Source organism: Xanthomonas arboricola pv. juglandis, from assembly GCF_001013475.1.
Classification (GTDB): Bacteria; Pseudomonadota; Gammaproteobacteria; order Xanthomonadales; family Xanthomonadaceae; genus Xanthomonas; species Xanthomonas arboricola.
Map to the genome: position 1 here is coordinate 690,827 of NZ_JZEF01000001.1, position 21,930 is coordinate 712,756.

Sequence of the window (21,930 nt, forward strand, 5' to 3'; positions counted from 1 at the left end):
GGAAAACGCATGCAGCTTCGCTTTCGCTTCGCTCTGTTGGCCCTGGGTTTGCTCGCGGAGGGCGCGTACGCACGCGATGCGGTGGTCGATGGCATCGTCTACGAAGAACGCGACGGGCGTGCCGGGCCCAGCACCGACGAGCCGGGCATCAGCGACGTGACCGTCTCCAACGGCGAGCAGCTGGTGCGCACCGACGCGCAAGGCCGCTACCGCCTGCCGGTACGCGACGGGCAGACGGTGTTCGTGATCAAGCCGGGCGACCGCAGCTTTGTGCCAAGCGCGGACGGACTGCCGGGTTTCTGGCGTCACTACGCACCCACGGGATCGGCCAAGCGCAAGTACCCAGGCATCGCCGCCACCGGGCGCAACACCCGGCACTGGGATTTCGCGCTGACCCCGCGCGCCAGCGCCGGCAAGGATGGGTTCCAGATGCTGGTGTTCGCCGACAGCCAGACCGCCAGCCTGACCGACGTGGGGTATTACCAGCGCGATATCGTTGCGCCGATCGTCGGCAAGACCCCGGCCCGGCTGGGCACCACGCTGGGCGATATCGTCAGCGACGATCTAAGCCTGTACCCGGCCCTGAACAAGGCCACCACCCAGCTGGGCGTGCCGTGGTTCCATGTGCCGGGAAATCACGATCTCAACTTCGACGCGGGCGACGATGCGCAGTCGCTGGACAGCTGGCGTGCCGTCTACGGCCCGGACACCTACGCGGTGGAAGAGGCCAACGCCAGCTTCGTGTTCCTGGACGATGTGATCTATACGCCAGGCGGCAAACCGGCCTATGTCGGCGGCCTGCGCGAGGACCAGTTCGCGTTCCTGCAGGCCTATCTGGCGCAGCTGCCGCGCGAGCGGCTGCTGGTGCTGGGCATGCATATTCCGTTGTTCGACGCGGCGCCGGGGCAGGAGACCTTCCGGCATGCCGATCGCCGCCGCCTGTTCGCCCTGTTGAAGGATTTCCCGCATGTGCTGGTGCTGAGTGCACACAGCCATACCCAGCGACAGGTCGATCACGGCGCCGACGAAGGTTGGCAGGGTGCCCGCCCGCTGCACGAATACAACGTCGGCGCTGCCTGCGGTGCGTTCTGGTCCGGTGCCAAGGATGCCGCCGGCATTCCCGACGCGACGATGAGCGACGGCACGCCGAACGGTTACGCGGTGCTGCAGGTGGCGCCCGGCGGCGACTACACGCTGGCCTATCACGTCGCGCGTTCGGTCGATGATGCGCAACTGCTGCTGCACGCGCCCAAGGTGCTGCGCCAGGGCGCGTATGCGGCCTGGGGGATCTACGCCAATGTGTTCATGGGCCGGGACGACACCCTCGTCGAGATGCGCATCGACAATGGCGCATGGCAGCCGATGAAGCGGGTGGAGCGTGCCGATCCGCGGCTGCTGGCAGAGAACGTGCGCGACGATGCGGCCGAGCAGTTGCGCGGCTACGACCGCTCGCCCGAGGCCACGCCGTCCACGCACCTGTGGCGTGGCGCGCTGCCGACCACGCTGGAAGTGGGCGAGCACGCGGTCGACGTACGCGCATCGCTGCCGACCGGGCAGTACAGCGCACGCACGGTGTATCGCTTGCAGCGCGCCGATCCCTGATAGGGATGCGTGCGTGGTGCGGGGGTTCTTGGGTGAAGCCCGTCGCGCATCAATGCGCTCCTACGGTGTTTGGTTGTTGGTTCGTTGACGCTTGAACCCTATCGCCGGAAACACAAACGCCTCCACGAGGGAGGCGTTTTGGGATCCGGGCTGGCAGGCGATGGCGCGCTGGCGGGGATCGATGCTGGCTGGCGTGAGCTGGCTGGCCGGGCGAGTGTAGCGAGGCTGCGCAGGCGCTGACGAAATGAGAATTAGTCTCAGCGCGTGGCAATCTTCATGGCGTCGCGGGTGCCGGCACGGGCGACGGTTTGCGCGGGCTGGCCGGTGCGGCCGGCACCTTGACCTTGGTCGGATCGTCCAGCGACCTGCTATCGGGATCGGCTTCCGGATCCTGGTCCTGCCCGGCGTCCGGGGCGGTCTCCAGCGGCGGATACGGGTAGGCTACGGCCGCGCCTGCATGTAGCCCTGCACGCCAGCGTGCCAGCACCGGCGCGATGCGCTTGCCGAGCGATTGCTGCGGCAACGACGGCAGTTCGCCTTCCTGCTTCTCGCGCGCGGTGATCGCCGTCCTGGCCATATCGAACGCGGCCAGCGGGTCGTCGCTGCGGTTCATCGCATCGATCAGCCAGGCCTGGCCGAAGTAGGTTGCATTGGAGGTGTTGCCGCAGCCGAACGAGGGCCGGTCAGCGCGCGCGGCGGTGAGGATCAGCGTGTCCGGCGAACGCAGCGCCGGAATGAAGCCGCCCGAGTAGCACGCCGACAGCACGATGATGCGATTGCCGATGCCGGCATCGTCCAGGGCCTGGCGCAGATCCTGCGGGCTGATGAAGTCTTCCTCGTTCTGGTCCACCTGCACGTACAGCGTGTGGTCTTCGGTGCCATGGGTGGTGACGAACAGCAGCAGCGCGTCTTCCTTGCGATCCATGCGCTTGCCGATTGCGGCGAGCGTGTCGTACAGGTTGTCATAGGTTGCCAGCGGTGCGTACGGCTGCTCGCCCAGATTGTCGGGGTTGTTGACCAGCGTCACCACGCGGCCGCGTGCAGCGAAGCGTTGTTCGAACAGCTGCCTGAGGTAGAGCGTCTCGTTGCGAAACACATCGTCGCTGGCATCGCCGGCGAAGCCGACCACGTACAGGTCGGTCACCCCAGGACGCTGTGGCTGCAGCGCGTTCAATGCCTGCGCAAGCGCCGCCTGGTCGACCGGGTCCACCTCATCCTTGCCTGCCGCCGCCTGGTTCGGCAGTGCGGCACCGGCGTCGGGATGACAGCCGGCCATCAAGGCCACGATGAGGATCAACAACGAGAGTCGCCGCAGCAGGGCGTTCGGTCCGAAGGGGGAATGCAGCGACATGACAAACGCCGAGGTCTGGGAGGACGGGTGGAGCGCCTGGGCGCAGTGATCGCAACGCAGGCCACGACGTTGCACAACGTCCATCGATCCGCTTCAAGCACATCTTGCAGAACACGTTGCGTGCAGCAGGCCTTGCCTGCCAAGTCTCGCCACTGCGCATCGTCGATGTCGGCTGACCCACGCCTGCAACCGCGCCGCGAGCGCGCCGTCAGGCAGGTGCGGACGGCGCGCTTGAACCTCAATACATCAGGAGCGCATGCAACGCCGAGTAACGACTGCGCTCACCCAAGGATGAGCGCAGCGGGCTTGCCGATCGCGCTTACAGCGCCAGCTCGGTGAAACTTTCCACGCGCTGGTGGCTGCCGATCTCGTCGGCCGAGCGTGGGGTGGGGTAGTCCTCAAGGCGGTCCAGCAGTGCGGTACGCATGCCAGCACGCTTGGCGGCGTCCAGCTCTTCGATCACGTCCGACAGGAACAGGATCTCGCCCGGCGGCACGCCGATGCGTTCGGCGATGCGGCGGTAGCTGGCGCTCTCGCGCTTGGGGCCGACTTCGGTATCGAACCAGTCGCTGATCAGCCCGCTCAGGTCGCCGGCATCGCTATGGGCGAAGAACAGCTTCTGCGCCGGCACCGAGCCGGACGAATACACGTACAGCGGAATGCCGGCCGCATGCCAGGCCTGCAGCTGGATCGCCGCATCGGCATAGATGTGCGCGGTGAAGTCGGCGGTCTTGTAGCCGTCGCTCCAGATCATCCCCTGCAGCGCCTTGAGCGCAGTGTGCTTGCGATCCTCGTCGATCCAGGTCTGCAGGGTGCTGACCAGTACTTCGTCCGGTACGTCCTCGCCGATCTCGTCGGCCACCTGGTTGAGCCAGTGCCGCACCTGCGGGTGACCGCCGTGCTCCTGCACGTAGGCCGGCATGGCGCGGCGCGCATACGGAAACAACACGTCCTTGACGAACGAGATGCTGCTGGTGGTGCCTTCGATATCGGTGAGGATCGCTTGCGGTCGTGTCATCGTCAGCTGGCCTTTGAAGGTTTCTCGGGGGCGTAGCGGGGGAATTGTTGGGCGATTTCGGTGCCGGTGAAGTGGCCGACCCAGCCATCGGGCTCGGTAAAGAAGCGGATCGCCACGAAGTGCGGCTCCGGCCCCATGTCGAACCAGTGCAGGGTGCTGTCGGGCACGGCGATCAGGTCATCCTTCACGCATTCGATCTCGTAGACCTTGTCGTCCACGTGCAGCGTGAACTGGCCCGAGCCGGCGACGAAGAAGCGCACCTCGTCTTCCTTGTGGAAATGCTCGTCCAGGAACTTGGCGCGCATTTCCTCGCGCTTGGGATTGTCCGGCGCGATGCTGACCACATCGACGGTCTTCAGCCCGCGCTCGGTGCTGAGCCGCTCGATGTCCTCGCGGTAGGCCGCCATCACCTGCTCGGGTGATGCGCCCGGCTCGATCGGCTGATTGGCCTTCCAGCGCTCGAAGGTCACGCCGATCTTGCTCAGCTCGGCGGCAATCTGCTCGCCGTCGCGGCTATCGAGCTGCGGCAGGTTGGGATCGGAATCGTTGTAGATGCGAAGTCGGCTCATGGCGATCTGGCTCACAAGGAAAGGGGAGGTGGCGAGGACTCAGCGCGGGCCGCGCAGCTTCAGCAGCTCGAGTTCGCAATGCAGCAGGAATTCGAAGGCCTCCAGGTGACGGCGCGCCTCGGCCATGTTGCGGCCCCAGGCATACAGACCGTGCCCTTCGATGAGATACCCCCACAGGCTCTGTTTGTCCAGCAGGGCCTCGACCTGCGCGGCCAGTACCTGCATGTCCTGCGTATTGGCGAACACCGGCACGTCCACTGCCGTTTCATGTGTGGTGTTGCCTTCGAAGGCTTTCAACAGCTCATAGCCCTCCAGCCGGATCATCCCGCTGCCGGCGTACAGCCGCGAGGCAATGGTCTGCACCGGCGAATGCGTGTGCAGCACGCAGCCGATCTCGGGGAAGCGGCGATACAGTTGGGTGTGCAGCAGCGTTTCCGCAGACGGGCGCAACGGACGGCCAACCGCCAGGCCATCGAAGTCCACCACCATGATGTCTTCTTCAACCAGGCGGCCCTTGTCGCGGCCGGATACGGTGATCGCCGCGTGCTGTTCGTCCAGGCGATGGGAGAAATTGCTGCTGGTGGCCGGCGTCCAGCCGGCCTGGGCCAGCTCGCGGATGTTGCCGATCAGCAGGTGCGCCAGCTCGTGCAGACGCGCGGCGCTATAGGGCAGGGGGGCAGTGGTCGCATTCATGGACCTATTCTACTGCCCCGCCGGATTACGGTCAGGTGCAGCGCAGCAGGGTTTTGTTCCCGCCACGGCCGTACCCAGAGCGGCCGACAAAACCTGAGGAGCGCGCGCCTGGCAGTGAGCGCGGTGGTTTCGTCAGTCGTCTGTTGTTGGATGCAGTCACCAGCCCAGGTCAAATGCCTGGTCGGTCGAGGGCGCGGTGCCCTCACCACCCGCGGGACACGCCGTGAATCCGTCCATGGAGGCTCCTTGGCGGCATTCATGCCGCCAAGGGTCCCGCAACCGGCGAGGACACCGCACCAGGAAGCTGGTCGGTGGTCGCATGAAAAGCCGCTTGTCGCCCCCGTGTCGCACTTCGAGCCAGCGCACCAGTATCGAACAACGCGCATAACGCACTGCGCTAACTGCTCTTCACTGTGCACACCGATTATCCCGACAGGTGCTTGCCCGCCCACCGTCGCGGGACCTTACGCGGCATGGATGCCGCGTAAGAGCCTACAAGGACGTACTTGCGGCGTGTCCTGGGAGGGTGGGCGGGCAAGGACCCTGCAGCCAAGCCTCAGACCAGCACCCACCAACCAAGCTAAAGATCAGCCCGCCTAGATCAGCCGCTCTGCGATAGACCGACGCGCAGGCGTTCTATCAGCCGCTCTCAGCCCACGCGTGTGCTCAGCGACCGTCGCGCAGACGGCTGTGGCGGTAACCGTAGCCGAAATAGACCACCAGCCCGACCAGCGTCCACACCCCCATCAACATCCAGTTGTGCAGGGTCATCGCCGACAGCAGGGCCAGGCAGCTCAACACGCCGGCGCTGCAGATCAGCCAGGCCACCGGCATGCGGAACGGACGCGGCAGTTCCGGGTGGGTACGGCGCAGGATCAGCACGCCGGCGCACACCGCGGCGAACGCGATCAGCGTGCCCATCGAGGTCAGCTCGCCCAGCACATCCAGCGGGAACACCGCTGCCAGCAGGGCGATGCCCACGCCGGTGATCACGGTATTGACGTGCGGGGTGCGGTACTTGGGATGGATGCGAGTGAAGATCGACGGCAGCAGCCCGTCGCGCGCGATGATCATGAAGATGCGCGGCTGGCCGATGATCATCACCAGAACGACCGACGACAGCCCGATCAGCGCGCCCACTTCCACCACCACGCGCAGCCAGGCCAGCTGTGGATGCGCCGCCACCGCGGTCACCACCGGCTCGTCGGTGCCGAGCAGCGTGTAGGGCACCAGGCCGGTCATCACTGCCGCCATGGCGATGTACAGCACGGTGCAGATGACCAGCGACAGGATCATGCCGATCGGCAGGTCGCGTTGCGGGCGGTGCGATTCCTGTGCCGCCACCGATACTGCCTCGAAGCCGATATAGGCGAAGAACACCATCGCCGCGCCGCGCAGCACGCCTTCCATGCCGTACTTGCCCGGACCCTCGTTGGCCGGAATGAACGGGTGCCAGTTGGCGGTATCCACGTACTTCCAGCCCACCGCGATCACCAGCAGGATCAGCCCGGTCTTGAGGATCACCATCGCCATGTTCATCGCCGACGACTTGCGGATGCCCACGTAGCACAGCCAGGTCAGCAGCAGCACGATACCGGCGGCGGGCAGGTTGGCGATTGCGCCGGTGCGCTGCAGCTTGCCGTCCAGCGGCGCGCTGACCAGGGCGGCCGGCAGGTGGATGTTGAAATGCTCCAGCAGGCTGAGGAAATAGCCGGTCCAGCTGACCGCCACCGCCGAGGCGGAGACACCGTACTCCAGCACCAGCATCCAGCCAATGAACCAGGCCGCCAGTTCGCCGAAGGTGGCATAGGTATAGGTGTAGGCGCTGCCGGATACCGGCACCATCGCCGCGAACTCGGCGTAGGCCATTGCGCAGAACGCGCAGCACACCGCGGCCAGCACGAACGACAGCATGATCGCCGGGCCGGCGTGGTCGGCCGCGGCTTGGCCGGTGATGACGAAGATGCCGCCACCGATCACCGCCCCGATGCCCAGGGCGGTCAGCCCCCAGGGCCCGAGTGCGCGTTGCAGGCCCAGCCCGTCGGCCGCCTCGTGGCTGGCGTGCGGGTGCTTGGTGGCCCAGAGTTGCTTGAACATGCAGCGGTTCCTGTTGAATCCCTGCACGTGGCGGTGCGGGCGTATGCGAGATGTGCGGGCTGTTGCGAAGGACTCGTGTCGTCAAATCTCCGCACACGGATGTGCGGGCTGTTGCGAAGGACTCGTGTCGTCAAATCCCCACACACGAATGTGTGGGCTGTTGCGAGGGACTCGTGTTGTCAAATCCCCGCACACGGATGTGCGGGCTCTTGCGAGGGACTCGCAATCAAGCCTTACGGGCCAGCCGGCTATGGCGAATGCCATAACCGAAATAGATGACCAGGCCGATCATGGTCCAGCCCACGAACACCTTCCAGTGTTCCTGGAAGGCCTGGAAGAATAGGAACAGGCAGGCCAGCGCGCCCAGCGGGCAGATCAGCATCGCCAGCGGCACCCGGAACGGCCGCGGCAGATCCGGCTTGGTGAAGCGCAGCACCATGACCCCGGCGCACACGGTGGCAAAGGCGAGCAGGGTGCCCATCGACACCAGTTCGCCCAGCACGCTGAGCGGGATCAACCCGGCCAGCAGCGCCGCGACCACGCCGACGAAGATCGTCCCGACATAAGGGGTATGGAACTTCGGGTGCACCTTGCCGAACAGTCTGGGCATCAACCCATCCTTGGCCATGGTGTAGAAGATGCGCGGCTGCGCCATCAGCATCACCAGCACCACCGAGGACAGGCCGGCGATTGCACCGATCTCCACTGCGGTCTTGAGCCAGGTGAGCTGCGGGTGCGCTTCCAGTGCCGTGGCCACCGGCTTGGCGGTGCCGAGCTGGGTGTAGGGCAGCAGGCCGGTCAGCACCGCGCAGACGATGATGTAGATGACGGTGCAGACCGCCAGCGATACCAGAATGCCGATCGGCATGTTCTTCTGCGGATCCTTGGTCTCGCCGGCGGAGGTGGAGACCGCGTCGAAGCCGATGTAGGAGAAGAACACGATCGACGCCGCACGGAACACGCCGTCCCAGCCGAACTGGCCCGGCCCGGTGTTTTCCGGAATGAAAGGGTGCCAGTTGGCCGGATCGATGTAGGCGATGCCGAAGCCGACGAACAGGCAGATCACCACCACCTTGATCGCCACCACGATGGCATTGGCGAACGCCGACTGGGTGACGCCCACGTAGCACAGCATGCTCACCGCAGCCACGATCAGCACGGCCGGCAGGTTGATGAGGTTGCCGGAGCTGACAAAGTTGTGGCCGTCCCAGGCCAGTGGTGCACCGGCCAGCTCCGCCGGGAACGGTAATCCGAGCGTGCCGGTCAGGAAACTGATTAGGTAGGCGGACCAGCCGACCGCCACACTGGAGCCGGCAAACAGGTACTCCAGCACCAGACACCAGCCGATGAACCAGGCGATGCCTTCGCCAAGGGTGGCATATGAATACGAGTAGGCGCTGCCGGAGACCGGCATCATCGCCGCGAACTCTGCATAGCACAGGCCGGCGAACGCACAGGCGATGCCCGCAAATACGAAGGACAGCATCACCGCCGGGCCGGCATGGTTGGCAGCGGCCTGGCCGGTCAGCACGAAGATGCCGGCGCCGATCACCGCGCCGATGCCGAGCATGATCAGGTGCTTGGCGGTGAGGGTGCGTTGCAGGGTGGCTTCGCCTTGCAGGCTGCCTTCGACCGGTTCGCCCCCGTCCACATGTCCAGCGGGCTCGATCGGTTTGACCCTCAACAGAGACTTCAGCATTCGGTACATCCCTAAGTGGCAAGGCTAAGGCGCTGGCGCCCGGGCGAAGGTGTGCGCCGCGTCCCCAACGGACAGGCAAGCGGCCTACCTTGCCAAAGCTACACGCTCACGACAAGCACGTACGCAGCATGAATGGCGATAATGGCCGCCTTGCCCGCGACGGGCGACCGAGAACGACAGATGGTGGATGCAACCCTGCAACAGCGATTGGCCGACTACCGCGCACGCTGGCCCGACGAAGCCGGGCTGGCCGAGCAGTTCGCACAGCTGCTGGACGATGCCACCAACCCGTTCCTGCGCGAGCGTGTCGAAGGTCATTTCACCGGTTCGGCCTGGGTGGTCAGCGCCGATGGCACGCGCACGTTGCTGACCCACCACCGCAAGCTGCAGCGCTGGCTGCAGCTGGGCGGGCACGCCGACGGCGACCGCGACCTGGCGCAGGTGGCCTTGCGCGAGGCGCAGGAGGAATCCGGATTGACCGGACTGTGCCTGGCTGACGCGGCCATTTTCGACCTGGACCGGCACTGGATTCCCGCGCGCGGCGAGGTGGCCGGGCACTGGCATTACGACGCGCGCTATGTGGTGATGGCTGGGGCGGACGAGGCGTTCGAAGTCAGCGAAGAATCGCTGGCCCTGGCGTGGCGCCCGGTCGCCGAGCTGCTTGCCGATCCGCAACTGGATCCGTCGATGCGGCGCATGGCGGAGAAGTGGGTGGCGCGCGCGCGTTGAGCAGTTAGCGCCCCTTTCGTCGGGGTAATAAGGCGCTGCTTGCGCACCGCTGGCGTGCGCGCCGCAAGCGCGGGCACTGCGCTTGTTAGTTGCCGGCTTCAGTGGGCGGCAGCAGCGCGGCCGGCGATCGGCTGCCCGGCTCGGTCAGACATCCTGTCTGACTCGCCGCCGCGGCACATCCCTGTGCCGCTTTCCGCCAATCCCCGGCCACGCTGCTGCCTCGGCCATTCGCTGTCATGACCTTGGACGCAGTGGGTGAGTGATGAGACGTTGTTTCATGCTCAGGTCTGCGAATCAAAGCCCCGCTCCCGTGGGGGCTAGCAGGCACAGCTTGCGCGCCATAGGCGCGCGTGCCCAAAGCGCGGCCCGGCCTGTCGCTTGGCGGCTTCGGTGGGCGGCAGCAGCGCGGCCGGCGATCGGCTGCTCGGCTTGGTCAGACATCCGGTCTGACTCGCCGCCGCGGCACATCCTTGTGCCGCTTTCCGCCAATCCCCGGCCACGCTGCTGACTCAGCCATTCGCTGTCATGGCGCCTTGGAAGCATTGAGTGCGTGATGAGACGTTGCCTAACGCTTACGTCTGCGAATCAAAGCCCCGCTCCTGTGGGGGCGAGCAGGCACAGCTTGCGCGCCATGGGCGCGCGTGCCTGGGAGCGCCCGCGCCGCAAGCGCGGGCCGGGGCGCGGGGGAGGGTACGGTTGACTAGTTGGGGGGATAAGGCACTGCCTGCGCGCCACTGGCGCGGAGCGGGGGTTTGGGGGGGAGTACCGCCAGGCATCGGCTGCCAGTTTACGAGTCACCCTTACTGGCGCGGGGCGACGCGTTTGCCATGGCAGACGCGCCGAAGTTGGGTGCAGCGCCCCTCATCCGGCCCTTCGCGCCACCTTCTCCCGTTGGGAGAAGGAATCACCTCGGTACAAAGTCCGCTCAGTACAGAATGCGCGTCCGCAAGGTCCCTTCGATCAAGGCCAGGCCTTCCTTCAACGCGGTGGCCTGCGCCTCGCTGGCGCTGACGTCGATCACCACGTAGCCGACCTTGGGATCGGTGCGCAGGAACTGGCCGTCGATGTTGACGTTGTGGCGCGAGAACAGTTCGTTGATCTTGGACAGCACGCCCGGTACGTTGCGGTGGATATGCAGCAGACGCAGGCTGTCGGGATGCTCGGGCAGGGTGACCTCGGGGAAGTTCACCGCCGACAGGGTGCTGCCGTTGTCGCTGTAGCGCACCAGCTTGGCGGCCACTTCGATGCCGATATTGTCCTGCGCTTCCAGCGTGCTGCCGCCGACGTGCGGGGTCAGGATCACGTTGTCGTGTGCGGTCAACTTTGATTCGAACGCATCGCCATTGCCCTTGGGCTCGATCGGGAACACGTCCACCGCCGCGCCGCCGATCTGGCCCGAGCTCAGCGCCGCGTCCAGCGCGTCGATGTCGATCACCGTGCCGCGCGAGGCGTTGATCAGATGCGCGCCGTGCTTCATGCGCGCGATTTCCGCCGCGCCGATCATGTCCTTGGTCGACGGCGTCTCCGGCACATGCAGGGTCACCACGTCCGAGCGTGCCAGCAGGTCGTCCAGATCGATCGCCGCACGCGCGTTGCCCAGCGACAGCTTGGTTTCGATGTCGTGGAAGATCACCTGCATGCCCAGCGACTCGGCCAGCACGCCGACCTGGGTGCCGATATGCCCGTAACCGACGATGCCCAGCACCTTGCCGCGCGTTTCGTGGCTGCCGGCGGCCGACTTGGACCACCCACCGCGATGGCATTCGGCATTCTTCTGCGGGATGCCGCGCAACAGCAGGATCGCCTCGGCGATGACCAGCTCGGCCACGCTGCGGGTGTTGGAGTAGGGCGCGTTGAACACCGGGATGCCGGCCAGTTCGGCCGCGTCCAGCTCGACCTGGTTGGTGCCGATGCAGAAGCAGCCCACCGCGATCAACCGCTTGGCATGTGCCAGCACCTGCGCGCTCAACTGCGTGCGCGAGCGGATGCCGACGATATGCGCCTCGGCGATGCGGGCGATCAACTCGTCTTCCGGCAACGATTTGGCGTGCAGCTCGATCTGCGAATAACCGGCGGCGCGGAACACATCCACGGCAGTCTGGCTGATGCCTTCCAGCAACAGGACGCGGATGTCCTGCTTGGGAAACGAGGTTCTCTTCGGCGACATGGGGGAGCGCAATGCAGCAATCGGGTCGGCAACTATGCCAGATGGGCTGCGCGATGGGGCGGTCGCAACGCAGTGTTTGCGCAGGCAAAGTCCTTGCGGTGCAACGGTTTCAGCTGAATCCAACACCGCCTCGGCCGCACGCCGTGCAGCTGGACGGGGCTGGCGTGCACTGGCACGCTGTGCGGTTCCTACCGCAGCGCCGTGTGCCATGACCGATCCCCGCATCCTTTCGTTGCAACAGGCCGTGCCCGCGTTGCGTTTGAAGACCGAGCCGGCCGACCTGGAACACTACGGCCGCGACTGGACGCGGCGCTGGACGCCCAACCCGCTCGCGATCGCCTTGCCCGGCTCGGTGGACGAGGTGCAGGCGGTGCTGCGCTGGGCAAATGCGCATGCGGTGGCGGTAGTGCCTTCGGGCGGGCGCACCGGCCTGTCCGGCGGCGCGGTGGCCGCCAACGGTGAGCTGGTGCTGAGCCTGGAGCGCCTGAACAAGCCGCTGGAGTTCAACGCGGTGGATCGCACGCTCACCGTCCAGGCCGGCATGCCGCTGGAGGCGGTGCACAACGCCGCGCGCGAGCACGGGCTGGTGTATCCGGTGGACTTTGCCGCGCGCGGCTCGTGCTCGATCGGCGGCAACATCGCCACCAATGCCGGCGGCATCCGCGTGATCCGCTATGGCAACACCCGCGAATGGGTGGCCGGCCTGAAGGTGGTCACCGGTGCCGGCGAGCTGCTCGAACTCAACAATGCGCTGGTGAAGAATTCCAGCGGCTACGATTTCCGCCATCTGCTGATCGGCTCCGAAGGCACGCTCGGCGTGGTGGTCGAAGCGACGCTGCGATTGACCGACCCGCCGCCGCCCAGCAACGTGATGCTGCTGGCGCTGCCCTCGTTCGAGGTGCTGATGCAGGTGTTCGCCGCCTTCCGCGCGCAGCTGCGGCTGGAGGCGTTCGAATTCTTCACCGACCGCGCACTGGAGCACGTGCTGGCCCACGGCGCGCAGGCGCCGTTTGCGCAGGTGCATCCGTACTACGTGGTCACCGAATTCGCCGCCGGCGACGCGGCGCAGGAAGCCGCGGCGATGGCGGCATTCGAGACCTGCATGGAGCAGGGCTGGGTCAGCGACGGGGTGATCAGCCAGAGCGATGCGCAGGCCGCGCAACTGTGGCGACTGCGCGAAGGCATCACCGAGGCGCTGGCGCGCTACACGCCCTACAAGAACGACGTGTCGGTGCGCATCTCGGTGATGCCGGCATTCCTGGCCGAAACCCAGGCGCTGCTGCACGATGCGTATCCGCATTTCGATGTGGTGTGGTTCGGCCATATCGGCGATGGCAACCTGCATATCAACGTGCTCAAGCCCGATGGCACCAGCCAGGCCGATTTCGTGGCGGCCTGCGACCAGGTGACCAAGTTGCTGGCGCAGGCCTTGCAGCGTTTCGGCGGCAGCATCTCTGCCGAACACGGCATCGGCCTGGTCAAGAAGGCCTACCTGTGGAGCACGCGCTCGGCCGAGGAGATCGCCTTGATGCGCGGGATCAAGCATGTGCTCGATCCTCATCTTTTGCTGAATCCCGGCAAGCTGTTCGAGATCGACGACGCGCCTGCCGCCGCGCGTGCCGGTTAGTCTTTCAGCACCTTCACATGGAATCGATACGCCAATGATGCGCTCCCTCGTGTTTTGCGCCCTGACGCTGCTGCCGCTGGCAGCCGTTGCCTCCAGCCTGGCCGGGACCTCGGCCGGCGCATCGTCGGCCGGTTCGTCCAATTCCTCCGGCAGCAGTTCCGGCGACGACAAGGTGGTGGCCGATGCACGCGAAGATGCGGCCGGCTTCGTCGCCAGCAATGGCGCGATCCGCGGCGTGCGTCTGGAAGCGGCGCTGCTGCAGCTGCGTAGTCGTAGCGATGCGGCGCGGTTGTCCAGCGACCTGGAACTGGCGCAGTCCATCCTGGCCCAGTGAGGTCTCCACGCCGGTGCTGGTGGCTGTGGCTGGCCGCAGCGATCGCACCGGCGGTGCAGGCCGAGCCACGCGTCGATGTCGATCCGCAGGGCCTGTCGGCAGTGCAGATCGAGGCCTCGCATGCCTTGGTGCAGCAGGTTGCGCAGCGCCTGCCGCCGGCCTGGATGCAACGTATCGACGCACCGATCCAGCTGCAGTGGCGTACGGATTTGCCGGCACACGTGCATGGCCGCGCGATCGGCCGGCGCATCCTGCTCGATCGTGCGCTGCTGGATGCGTGGAGCGCGCAGGCGTCAGCTGCGCAGGCCGACCCCGGTGCACCGGCCACGCGCGCGGCGATGGCGGCGGTGGTGCACGAACTGGCGCACGTGCTGGACCGCGGTGCGCACGGCGGCCTGTCGCGCGACCCGCGGCTGCGCGACCTGGCTGGCTGGCAGGTGCGTCCCTGGCGGATCGGGCGTGGCGCAAACCGGTTCAGCGATCGCAGCCCCGACGATTACGAACGCCGCAGCCCGGCCGAATTCGTCGCGGTGAATCTCGAACACTACGTGCTCGATGCCGATTACCACTGCCGGCGTCCGGCGCTGGCCGCCTGGTTTGCCGAGCAGGTTGGCGCCATGCCCGATGCAACGCGCTGCGAGGCGGCGCTGCCGTATCTGCAGGCCGACAACGATGCCGGCGCAATGTCATTGCTGGCACTGGATCCATCGCGGGTGTATTCGGTGGATTACCTGCTGGCCGAGGGCAATGCGCAGCCGATGAGCCGCTGGGGCCACAGCATGCTGCGCCTGGTGATCTGCGCCCCTGGCCGTGCGCCCGGCCCCGATTGCCGTCTGGATCTGCAGTATCACCGCGTGCTGTCGTTCCGCGCCTTCGTCGGCGATGTGCAGATTTCCAGCTGGCGCGGGCTGACCGGCGCGTATCCTTCGCGGCTGTTCGTATTGCCCTTGAATCAGGTGGTCGACGAATACACCAAGGTGGAGTTGCGTGCCCTGTCGTCGGTGCCGCTGAAGCTCACGCCCGGGGAGATCGCCGCGCTGCTCGCACGCGCCGCGCAGGTGCACTGGAGTTACGACGGGCGCTACTACTTCATCGGCAACAATTGCGCGGTGGAGACTTTCAAGCTCCTGCACGACGGCGTGCCGCGGCTGGCCGCGGCCGGGCTGTCGTCGATCACCCCGCGCGGCGTGCGCCAGCGGCTGCACCGTGCCGGCATCGCCGACCTGCAGGTGCTGGACGACCGTGCGCAGGCGACTCGCCAAGGCTATTACTTCGAGTCGGCGGCGGCGCATTACCAGGCCATGTTCGAGGTGATCCGGCGCGGCCTGCCGCTGCCGCAGACCAGCGTGGAGCAATGGCTGGACGCGCGGCCGGACGCACGTGCGCAATGGTTCGAGCGCGGCGGTCTGCGCGAGACGGCTGCAGCGTTGTTGCTGGAACAGGCCGCGTTGCGCCGCCAGGAGTTGCTGGCACGCGATGCGCTCAAGCGCCTGCTGACACCCGGCGCAGCCGGGCGTGACTCGGTGCAGGGTCAACTGCAATCGCTATTTGCGCGGCAGGCCCAGCTCAGTCACCCGGCCACGTTGTTGGGCAGCGCCGGCTACGGACTGCCGCAAGCAGACGAGCAGCTGGACCTGAGCGCGCGCGTGGCGCAGGAAACCGGCGTACTGGTCGACGGCTGGAAACAGCTGCAGGCACTGGGGCGGCAGCAACTGCCGGCCGAGGTCCGCACTGGATTGGAGCAGGGCGAGGCAAATGTGCAACGCCTGCGCGCGCGCCTGCGCGGGCTAGCGCGGGGTGATGCGGCTACCGACAAGCTGCGGTCAGGGATGGGGATACTTCCGCAGGCGCAATAACGGTTCGGACCACGCGGGGGAGGGCGGTACCGGCCCCTCTCCCTGCGGGGCGAGAAGGCGCGGCGTGCACGCCACTGGCGCGCGGAGCGGGGATTGGGGTCAAGGGACGGGGCGAAGCTCCCGTAGAGGTCCAACTGCACGAGGCTTCGCCCGTACCCTTATCCGGCGCTTTGCGCCACCTTTTCCCGATGGGAGAAGGTAGGCGCTGTGGCCTGCAGCGGTAAGTCCCGGTTCCCGGTGCTCCGGCCAGGGACGACGCATTGCACCAGCTGGCACCTGTCACACCAGCCGGCGCACCTCAGCCAGCCGGTTGCAGATCCGCCTGCACCGAATACTTGCGCAGCCAGTCGCTGACCTGCGCGTTGTTGCGGTACTGCTTCAGTAGCTTTGCAAGCCGTGCCGGTGCCGGCGTGCAGAATTGCGCGATCGCCACTTCGATCTCGTGGCGACGATCGGCGTCGTACGGGTCCTCGCCCGCGAAGTGCTCGCAGGTGTCGTAATCCTCCACCAGCGTGCGCACATCCTCCGGCATGCCGCACAGGCCGGGCGGATGTTGCAGCCACTCCTCATCCACCTTGGCATCGGTGCAGGCCACCGGCGCAGGTGCGTGCGTCGGCGCCGGGGCTGGTTGCGCCGTGCAGGCGCCCAGCAGCCCCAGCGTCACCACAACGACCAGCTTGCGCATCAGTCGGCGCGGCCCGCGAATTCGCCGGTGGTGGTGTTGACCAGCACGCGCTCACCGTTGGTGATGTACTCGGGCACCATGATTTCCAGGCCGGTGTTGAGCTTGGCCGGCTTGGGCCGCTTGGTGGCGGTGCCGCCCTTGAGTTCGGGCGGGGTTTCGACCACTTCCAGCGTCACCGTCTGCGGCAGTTGCACGGCCACCGGCTGGTCGTCGATCACCTGCACGTAGATGCCGGTCAGCCCGTCGATGATGTAACCGGCATCGGTGCCGATCACGTCCGCATCCAGCGTGTAGGGAGTGAAGTCCTCGTCGTCCATGAACACGAACGCCTCGCCATCCTTGTACGAAAACGTCGACAGGCGACGCAGCAATTCCACTTCCGGCAGGTTGTCGTCGGCGTCGAAGCTGGCGTCCAGCTTGGCGCCACCGGGCACGCTGTACATGATGAAGCGGAAGCGCACGTTGCCACCGCGGCCCTGCGGCGAGCTGCGCTCGATGTCGCGGATCTGGTAAATGCCGCCGTTGTATTCGACGACGTTGCCTTTCTTGATGTCGTTGGCTTTCATGGATGTAAGTCGGAGATTGGGGATTGGGGATTTGGGATTGGCAAGTGCGGCTGGGTTGCAGGCGGCGGTTGCCGTTGCGAATCCCCAATCCCGACTCACCAATCCCGGCTACTTGGGTGCCAGGCGCACGCCGCCGTCCAGGCGAATCACCTCGCCATTGAGATAGCGATTGCGCAGGATGAAGGCGACGGTGTCGGCATATTCGTCGGGTTGGCCCAGGCGCGAGGGGAACGGGATCGCCGCGGCCAGCGATTGCTGCACCGCCTCGGGCATGCCGTCCACCATCGGGGTCCAGAACACGCCCGGAGCGATCGTCATCACGCGGATGCCGAAGCGCGCCAGTTCGCGTGCCATCGGCAAGGTCATGCCGACCACGCCGCCCTTGCTGGCGGCATAGGCGGCCTGGCCGATCTGGCCTTCGTAGGCGGCCACCGAGGCGGTGTTGATGATCACGCCGCGCTCGCCGTCGTCGCCGGCATGGTTGTGTTGCATCACGTCGGCCGCGGCCTTGGCCACGTTGAAGCTGCCGACCAGGTTGACCAGCACGGTGGTGCGGAAGGTCGCCAGCGGCATCGGCGCTTCCTTGCCGAGCACCCGGCCCGAGCCCAGGATGCCGGCGCAATTCACCACCAGGTTGAGCCCGCCCAGCGCCTGCGCGGCCTGCGCCACGTTGGTGGCAACCTGCGCCTCGTCGGTGACATCGGTGGCGACGTACAGTGCGTTGCCCGCACCGAGCAGCGCCAGCGCCGCGTCGGCCTTGTCGGCGTTGACGTCGAACAGCGCGACCTTGCCGCCATCGGCCACGATGCGCTGCGCCACGGCCAGGCCCAGGCCGGAGACGCCGCCGGTGACGATGGCTAGAACAGAAGAAGGCTGCATGCGGTGGTTCCTCGGAGATCCTGGAGGCCGGTGATGCCGGCCGGCGAACGGGTGACGACGCAGCCGGCGATTCTAGCCGAAGCGTTAGCGCGACCGATCCTGGAACGGAGCGGGAGCGGCGATGGGGGCGTGCGGGCCTGGCGCCTCAGTCGGCGGCCGCCAGGGCCTTGCCGACCTTGCTGCCGGTCTGGCGGCCGAGCAACTGCGCCAGCCAGCGGCCGGTGTCGGCGAGGGCAGGCAGGTCGATGCCGGTCGGCATGCCCAGCCCGTGCAGCAGGTACACCACGTCTTCGCTGGCGACATTGCCGCTGGCGCCCTTGGCGTAGGGGCAGCCGCCGGCCCCGGACACCGCCGCATCGACCACGCGCACGCCTTGCTCCAGGCAGGCGGCAATATTGGCCAGCGCCTGGCCGTAGGTGTCGTGGAAGTGCACCGCCAATGCCGGCATCGGCACCGCCTGCGCCACGGCGGCCAGCATCTGGCGTGCCTTGCCCGGTGTGCCCACGCCGATGGTGTCGCCCAGCGAAATCTCGTAGCAGCCCAGCGTGTACAGCCGTTGCGCGACATCGACCACGTCGGCCACCGGCACCTCGCCCTGGTACGGGCAACCCAGCACGGTGGAGACGTAACCGCGCACGCGCACGCCGTCGAGGGCCGCCTGTTCCAGGATCGGGCGAAAGCGTTCGATCGATTCGTCGATGCCGGCGTTGGTATTGGTGCGATTGAAGGCCTCCGACGCCGCGGTGAACACCGCCACTTCCCGAGCACCGGCGGCGCGTGCGCGCGCATAGCCCTGCAGGTTGGGCACCAGCACCGGATAGGCGATGCCCGGCGCCTGGGTGATGCCGGCGAACACCTCGGCCGCGTCGGCCAGTTGCGGCACCCAGCGCGGGCTGACGAAGCTGGTCGCCTCGATGCTGCGCAGCCCGGTCGCGGAGAGTCGGTCGATCAGCGCGATCTTGTCGGCGGTGGCGATCGGTGTGGCTTCGTTCTGCAGGCCATCGCGCGGGCCGACCTCGACAATGCGGACGAAGTCGCTCACGCCGCGCCCTCCGGCACCCAGGCCGGGCTGCGCTTGTCGAGGAAGGTGCCCAGGCCTTCCTGACCTTCCGGGGAAACGCGCAGGCGCGCGATCCACGCGGCATTGGCAGCGTCGATGGCGTCGCGGTCGATCGGTGGCAGCACCGCGCGCACCAGCGCCTTGGCGCTGGCCGCGGCCAATGGCGCGGCCGCCAGCAACAGGCGGACCTGGCGCTCCACCGCGATATCCAGTTGGTCGGCGGCAACCAGTTGATGCAACAGGCCCAGCAGCTGCGCGGTGGCGGCGTCGAAGATCTCGGCAGTGGCGAACCATCGCCGTGCCTGGCGCGCGCCGATCGCTGCAATCACATACGGCGAAATCACCGCCGGCAGCAGGCCGAGCTTGCTCTCGGTCAGCCCGAAGCGCGCCTCGGTGCAGCCGATGGCGATATCGCAGCACGCCACCAGGCCCACGCCGCCGCCAAACGCTGCGCCGTTGACGCGCGCGATGGTCGGCTTGGGCAGTTCGTCCAGCGTGCGCATCAGGCGCGCCAGGGCGAGCGCATCGGCCGCGTTGTCGGCCTCGCTGGCGCCGGCCATGCCGCGCATCCAGTTCAGGTCCGCTCCTGCAGAGAACGCAGCGCCGGCACCGGTGATCACGACGACGCGGATCTGCGCTGCCCGGCCGGCCTGCTGCAAGGCGTCGGTGAGCGCGCCAATCAAGGTCGCATCGAAGGCGTTGTGCACCGCCGGGCGGTGCAGTCGCAACGTGCGGACCGCTCCCTGGTCCTCCACGATCAAGCCGGTGTCCTGCATTGCGTCAACGTCCATGAATGGGATGCGAACCATGATAGCGGCACGGGTCGTCTGAGCCATGACGCGGTGCGTCGATGCTAGAATTGAGAACCATTCCTAACAATCAGGCCGTCTTTGTGACGCTGTCCGACATGCCCTTGCATCGCGCCGCCATCGTGGATTCCGTGGAGGATCGCCTCCCCAACGACACGATCGCCCGGCGTCTGCGCGAACTGGGTTTTGTCGCCGGCGAAGAGGTCACGGTGCTGGCGACCGGGCCGGTCGGGCGCGAACCGCTGCTGGTGCAGGTCGGTTACACCCGGTTCGCCCTGCGCCGTAGCGAGGCCGCACGCGTGCAGGTACGCGTCGATGGAGCACAGGCATGAGCGCGGCGAGCGTTCCGTTGCGGCTGGCGCTGGTGGGCAATCCCAACAGCGGCAAGACCGCGCTGTTCAATCAGCTGACCGGCAGCCGGCAGAAGGTCGCCAACTACACCGGCGTCACCGTCGAGCGCAAGGAGGGGCAGTTCCGTGCGCCATCCGGGCGCGACTTCGCGGTGCTGGATCTGCCCGGCGCCTATAGCCTGCAGCCGGCCAGCCTGGACGAGGCGATCACCCGCGACCTGTGCCGTGGCTTCTATCCCGGCGAACCGGCACCGGACGTGCTGGTCTGCGTGATGGATGCGACCAACCTGCGCCTGCACCTGCGCTTTGCGCTGGAGCTGCGCGAGCTGGGCCGGCCGATGATCGTGGCCTTGAACATGGTCGACGCCGCGCAACGACGCGGCATCGTCATCGACCTGCCGGCGCTGGAACAGGCGCTCGGGGTACCGGTGGTGGAAACGGTGGCGGTACGCCGCGGCGGTGCCAAGGCGCTGGTCGAGCGCATCGACGCGCAGGCCGCGCGCCTGGCGGCACCGAGCGCCACGCCGCCTGCCGACGGCAACTACCATGCGCAGGTGCGACAGATCCTGAGTGCGGCGGTGACCATGCCGACGCGGACCTCGCGGGTGGACGATGCGCTGGACCGCTGGCTGCTGCACCCGCTCTGGGGCCTGGTCACGCTGGCGGTGGTGATGTTCCTGATCTTCCAGGCGGTGTATGCCTGGGCCAACCCAGTGATGGACCTGATCGATGCCGGCACCGCGATGCTGGGCGAGTGGGCAGGCACCACGCTGCCGGAGGGCCCGCTCAACAGCCTGCTCAAGGACGGCATCATCACCGGCCTGGGCGGGGTGATCAAATTCCTGCCGCAGATCCTGATTCTGTTCGCTTTCATCCTGGCGCTGGAGGAGTCCGGCTACCTGCCGCGCGCGGCCTTCCTGCTGGACCGCATGATGTCTGCCGCCGGCTTGTCCGGGCGCTCGTTCATCCCGTTGCTGTCGAGCTTTGCCTGTGCGGTGCCGGGCATCATGTCCACCCGCAGCATCCAGGATCCGCGCGACCGGCTCGCCACCATCATGGTCGCGCCATTGATGACGTGTTCGGCGCGCCTGCCGGTGTATGCCTTGCTGATTGGCGCCTTCATCCCGCAGAAGACCGTGTGGGGCATCTTCAACCAGCAGGGCCTGATCCTGTTCGGGCTGTATGCCGCGGCCATCGTCAGTGCGCTGCTGGTGTCGTGGACAATGAAGAAGTGGCGCCGCGACAAGAGCGAGCACCCGCTGATGCTGGAGCTGCCGTCGTACCGCCTGCCGCATCTGCCCGACCTGGCGCTGGGGCTGTGGGAGCGTGCGCTGATCTTCCTCAAGCGCGTCGGCGGCATCATTCTGGCCCTGACCATCCTGCTGTGGTTCCTGCTGTCGTTTCCGGCCGCGCCGGCCGACGCCACCTTGCCGGCGATCGATTACAGCTTCGCCGGGCGCATCGGCCATGCGATGGCGATCTTCTTCGCGCCGCTGGGCTTCAACTGGCAGATCTGCATCGCGCTGATTCCCGGCCTGGCCGCGCGCGAAGTGGCGGTTGCCTCGCTGGCGACGGTGTACGCGCTGTCGGCTGCCGACGACGATGCCGCCGCGCAGGCCCTGTCGCCGCTGATCAGCGATGGCTGGTCGCTGGCCACCGCGCTGTCGCTGCTGGTCTGGTACATCTATGCACCGATGTGCATCTCCACGCTGGCCACGATCAAGCGCGAAACCAACTCGTGGAAGCAGATGACCATCAGCGCGGTGTACCTGTTCGCGCTGGCCTACCTGGCCTCGCTGGTGACCTACCAGCTGGCCGTGCTGCTGGGAGCCGGCTGAG

At 66.9% G+C, this 21,930-nt stretch carries 19 protein-coding genes; 7 read left to right on the plus strand and 12 right to left on the minus strand.

Features of this window, described 5'->3' with window-relative positions:
• Nucleotides 1-9 precede the first annotated feature (9 nt).
• Nucleotides 10-1,602, plus strand: coding sequence for a calcineurin-like phosphoesterase C-terminal domain-containing protein (locus XARJCFBP2528_RS02825; RefSeq protein ID WP_016904403.1), 1,593 nt, complete (start codon nt 10-12; stop codon nt 1,600-1,602).
• 274 nt (nt 1,603-1,876) lie between these two features.
• Here the strand turns inward: XARJCFBP2528_RS02825 and XARJCFBP2528_RS02830 are convergent, their stop codons facing one another.
• The 6 genes from XARJCFBP2528_RS02830 to XARJCFBP2528_RS02855 all read right to left on the minus strand — a co-directional run bounded on the left by XARJCFBP2528_RS02830 (nt 1,877) and on the right by XARJCFBP2528_RS02855 (nt 9,029).
• Nucleotides 1,877-2,953, minus strand: a complete 1,077-nt coding sequence (locus XARJCFBP2528_RS02830) for a C13 family peptidase (protein WP_026064797.1) — start codon at nt 2,951-2,953, stop codon at nt 1,877-1,879.
• Between the two features lie 319 nt (nt 2,954-3,272).
• Complete coding sequence (gene mtnC, locus XARJCFBP2528_RS02835; protein WP_016904401.1) at nt 3,273-3,971, minus strand: acireductone synthase; 699 nt, start codon at nt 3,969-3,971, stop codon at nt 3,273-3,275.
• A 2-nt stretch (nt 3,972-3,973) separates the two neighbouring features.
• Nucleotides 3,974-4,540: a 1,2-dihydroxy-3-keto-5-methylthiopentene dioxygenase gene (locus XARJCFBP2528_RS02840; RefSeq protein WP_026064796.1), complete on the minus strand. Its 567-nt coding sequence runs from the start codon at nt 4,538-4,540 to the stop codon at nt 3,974-3,976.
• Nucleotides 4,541-4,579: 39 nt separating this feature from the next.
• A complete protein-coding gene (locus tag XARJCFBP2528_RS02845; RefSeq protein ID WP_016904399.1) occupies nt 4,580-5,233 on the minus strand; it encodes a methylthioribulose 1-phosphate dehydratase in 654 nt (217 codons plus the stop codon).
• Nucleotides 5,234-5,899: 666 nt separating this feature from the next.
• On the minus strand, nt 5,900-7,330 hold the full coding sequence (locus tag XARJCFBP2528_RS02850; protein WP_016904398.1) for an amino acid permease: 1,431 nt from the start codon (nt 7,328-7,330) through the stop codon (nt 5,900-5,902).
• Between the two features lie 226 nt (nt 7,331-7,556).
• Nucleotides 7,557-9,029 carry an amino acid permease gene (locus XARJCFBP2528_RS02855; RefSeq protein WP_026064795.1) on the minus strand — a complete coding sequence of 491 codons (1,473 nt, stop codon included), beginning with the start codon at nt 9,027-9,029 and terminating at the stop codon, nt 7,557-7,559.
• A 141-nt stretch (nt 9,030-9,170) separates the two neighbouring features.
• On the opposite strand from XARJCFBP2528_RS02855, the gene XARJCFBP2528_RS02860 reads away from it, so the two are divergent.
• On the plus strand, nt 9,171-9,758 hold the full coding sequence (locus tag XARJCFBP2528_RS02860; RefSeq protein WP_026064794.1) for an NUDIX hydrolase: 588 nt from the start codon (nt 9,171-9,173) through the stop codon (nt 9,756-9,758).
• Nucleotides 9,759-10,683: 925 nt separating this feature from the next.
• On the opposite strand, the gene serA is transcribed toward XARJCFBP2528_RS02860, so the two are convergent.
• A complete protein-coding gene (serA, locus tag XARJCFBP2528_RS02865) occupies nt 10,684-11,925 on the minus strand; it encodes a phosphoglycerate dehydrogenase (RefSeq protein WP_016904349.1) in 1,242 nt (413 codons plus the stop codon).
• A 208-nt stretch (nt 11,926-12,133) separates the two neighbouring features.
• Here serA and XARJCFBP2528_RS02870 point away from each other — a divergent pair, with 208 nt between their 5' ends.
• The 3 genes from XARJCFBP2528_RS02870 to XARJCFBP2528_RS02880 are packed head-to-tail and all read left to right on the plus strand — an operon-like array spanning nt 12,134 to nt 15,742.
• Nucleotides 12,134-13,552 carry an FAD-binding oxidoreductase gene (locus XARJCFBP2528_RS02870; protein WP_016904350.1) on the plus strand — a complete coding sequence of 473 codons (1,419 nt, stop codon included), beginning with the start codon at nt 12,134-12,136 and terminating at the stop codon, nt 13,550-13,552.
• Between the two features lie 34 nt (nt 13,553-13,586).
• A complete protein-coding gene (locus XARJCFBP2528_RS02875; RefSeq protein WP_016904351.1) occupies nt 13,587-13,886 on the plus strand; it encodes a DUF2388 domain-containing protein in 300 nt (99 codons plus the stop codon).
• Entirely contained in the window at nt 13,883-15,742 is a 1,860-nt protein-coding gene (locus tag XARJCFBP2528_RS02880; protein ID WP_047124288.1) for a DUF7844 domain-containing protein, read from the plus strand. The genes XARJCFBP2528_RS02875 and XARJCFBP2528_RS02880 overlap by 4 nt, the downstream gene beginning before the upstream one ends.
• A gap of 298 nt (nt 15,743-16,040) precedes the next feature.
• Here XARJCFBP2528_RS02880 and XARJCFBP2528_RS02885 read toward each other — a convergent pair whose 3' ends face one another.
• From XARJCFBP2528_RS02885 to XARJCFBP2528_RS02905, 5 genes are all read right to left on the minus strand, one after another.
• On the minus strand, nt 16,041-16,427 hold the full coding sequence (locus tag XARJCFBP2528_RS02885; RefSeq protein ID WP_016904353.1) for a hypothetical protein: 387 nt from the start codon (nt 16,425-16,427) through the stop codon (nt 16,041-16,043).
• Nucleotides 16,427-16,993: an elongation factor P-like protein YeiP gene (yeiP, locus tag XARJCFBP2528_RS02890; RefSeq protein WP_016904354.1), complete on the minus strand. Its 567-nt coding sequence runs from the start codon at nt 16,991-16,993 to the stop codon at nt 16,427-16,429. Before yeiP ends, XARJCFBP2528_RS02885 begins: the two co-directional genes overlap by 1 nt.
• Before the next feature lie 108 nt (nt 16,994-17,101).
• Nucleotides 17,102-17,872: an SDR family NAD(P)-dependent oxidoreductase gene (locus XARJCFBP2528_RS02895; RefSeq protein ID WP_016904355.1), complete on the minus strand. Its 771-nt coding sequence runs from the start codon at nt 17,870-17,872 to the stop codon at nt 17,102-17,104.
• Nucleotides 17,873-18,017: 145 nt separating this feature from the next.
• A complete protein-coding gene (locus tag XARJCFBP2528_RS02900; RefSeq protein WP_016904356.1) occupies nt 18,018-18,914 on the minus strand; it encodes a hydroxymethylglutaryl-CoA lyase in 897 nt (298 codons plus the stop codon).
• On the minus strand, nt 18,911-19,708 hold the full coding sequence (locus tag XARJCFBP2528_RS02905; RefSeq protein ID WP_047124289.1) for an enoyl-CoA hydratase-related protein: 798 nt from the start codon (nt 19,706-19,708) through the stop codon (nt 18,911-18,913). Before XARJCFBP2528_RS02905 ends, XARJCFBP2528_RS02900 begins: the two co-directional genes overlap by 4 nt.
• A 116-nt stretch (nt 19,709-19,824) precedes the next feature.
• On the opposite strand from XARJCFBP2528_RS02905, the gene XARJCFBP2528_RS02910 reads away from it, so the two are divergent.
• Together XARJCFBP2528_RS02910 and feoB are read left to right on the plus strand one after the other, a co-directional pair.
• The gene (locus tag XARJCFBP2528_RS02910; RefSeq protein ID WP_016904358.1) at nt 19,825-20,073 is read left to right on the plus strand and encodes a FeoA family protein; all 249 of its coding nucleotides are present in this window, start codon (nt 19,825-19,827) and stop codon (nt 20,071-20,073) included.
• Nucleotides 20,070-21,929: a ferrous iron transporter B gene (gene feoB / locus XARJCFBP2528_RS02915; protein WP_047124290.1), complete on the plus strand. Its 1,860-nt coding sequence runs from the start codon at nt 20,070-20,072 to the stop codon at nt 21,927-21,929. Before XARJCFBP2528_RS02910 ends, feoB begins: the two co-directional genes overlap by 4 nt.
• Nucleotide 21,930: the final 1 nt, after the last annotated feature.

Coding starts and splice junctions, on each gene's coding strand:
- XARJCFBP2528_RS02855 (WP_026064795.1), bottom strand. CDS start 9,029: ATGCTGAAGTCTCTGTTGAGGGTCAAACCGATCGAGCCCGCTGGACAT.
- XARJCFBP2528_RS02875 (WP_016904351.1), top strand. CDS start 13,587: ATGATGCGCTCCCTCGTGTTTTGCGCCCTGACGCTGCTGCCGCTGGCA.
- mtnC (WP_016904401.1), bottom strand. CDS start 3,971: ATGACACGACCGCAAGCGATCCTCACCGATATCGAAGGCACCACCAGC.
- XARJCFBP2528_RS02895 (WP_016904355.1), bottom strand. CDS start 17,872: ATGCAGCCTTCTTCTGTTCTAGCCATCGTCACCGGCGGCGTCTCCGGC.
- XARJCFBP2528_RS02870 (WP_016904350.1), top strand. CDS start 12,134: ATGACCGATCCCCGCATCCTTTCGTTGCAACAGGCCGTGCCCGCGTTG.
- XARJCFBP2528_RS02845 (WP_016904399.1), bottom strand. CDS start 5,233: ATGAATGCGACCACTGCCCCCCTGCCCTATAGCGCCGCGCGTCTGCAC.
- XARJCFBP2528_RS02825 (WP_016904403.1), top strand. CDS start 10: ATGCAGCTTCGCTTTCGCTTCGCTCTGTTGGCCCTGGGTTTGCTCGCG.
- XARJCFBP2528_RS02905 (WP_047124289.1), bottom strand. CDS start 19,708: ATGCAGGACACCGGCTTGATCGTGGAGGACCAGGGAGCGGTCCGCACG.
- XARJCFBP2528_RS02840 (WP_026064796.1), bottom strand. CDS start 4,540: ATGAGCCGACTTCGCATCTACAACGATTCCGATCCCAACCTGCCGCAG.
- XARJCFBP2528_RS02830 (WP_026064797.1), bottom strand. CDS start 2,953: ATGTCGCTGCATTCCCCCTTCGGACCGAACGCCCTGCTGCGGCGACTC.
- yeiP (WP_016904354.1), bottom strand. CDS start 16,993: ATGAAAGCCAACGACATCAAGAAAGGCAACGTCGTCGAATACAACGGC.
- XARJCFBP2528_RS02850 (WP_016904398.1), bottom strand. CDS start 7,330: ATGTTCAAGCAACTCTGGGCCACCAAGCACCCGCACGCCAGCCACGAG.
- XARJCFBP2528_RS02860 (WP_026064794.1), top strand. CDS start 9,171: ATGGCCGCCTTGCCCGCGACGGGCGACCGAGAACGACAGATGGTGGAT.
- feoB (WP_047124290.1), top strand. CDS start 20,070: ATGAGCGCGGCGAGCGTTCCGTTGCGGCTGGCGCTGGTGGGCAATCCC.
- XARJCFBP2528_RS02885 (WP_016904353.1), bottom strand. CDS start 16,427: ATGCGCAAGCTGGTCGTTGTGGTGACGCTGGGGCTGCTGGGCGCCTGC.
- serA (WP_016904349.1), bottom strand. CDS start 11,925: ATGTCGCCGAAGAGAACCTCGTTTCCCAAGCAGGACATCCGCGTCCTG.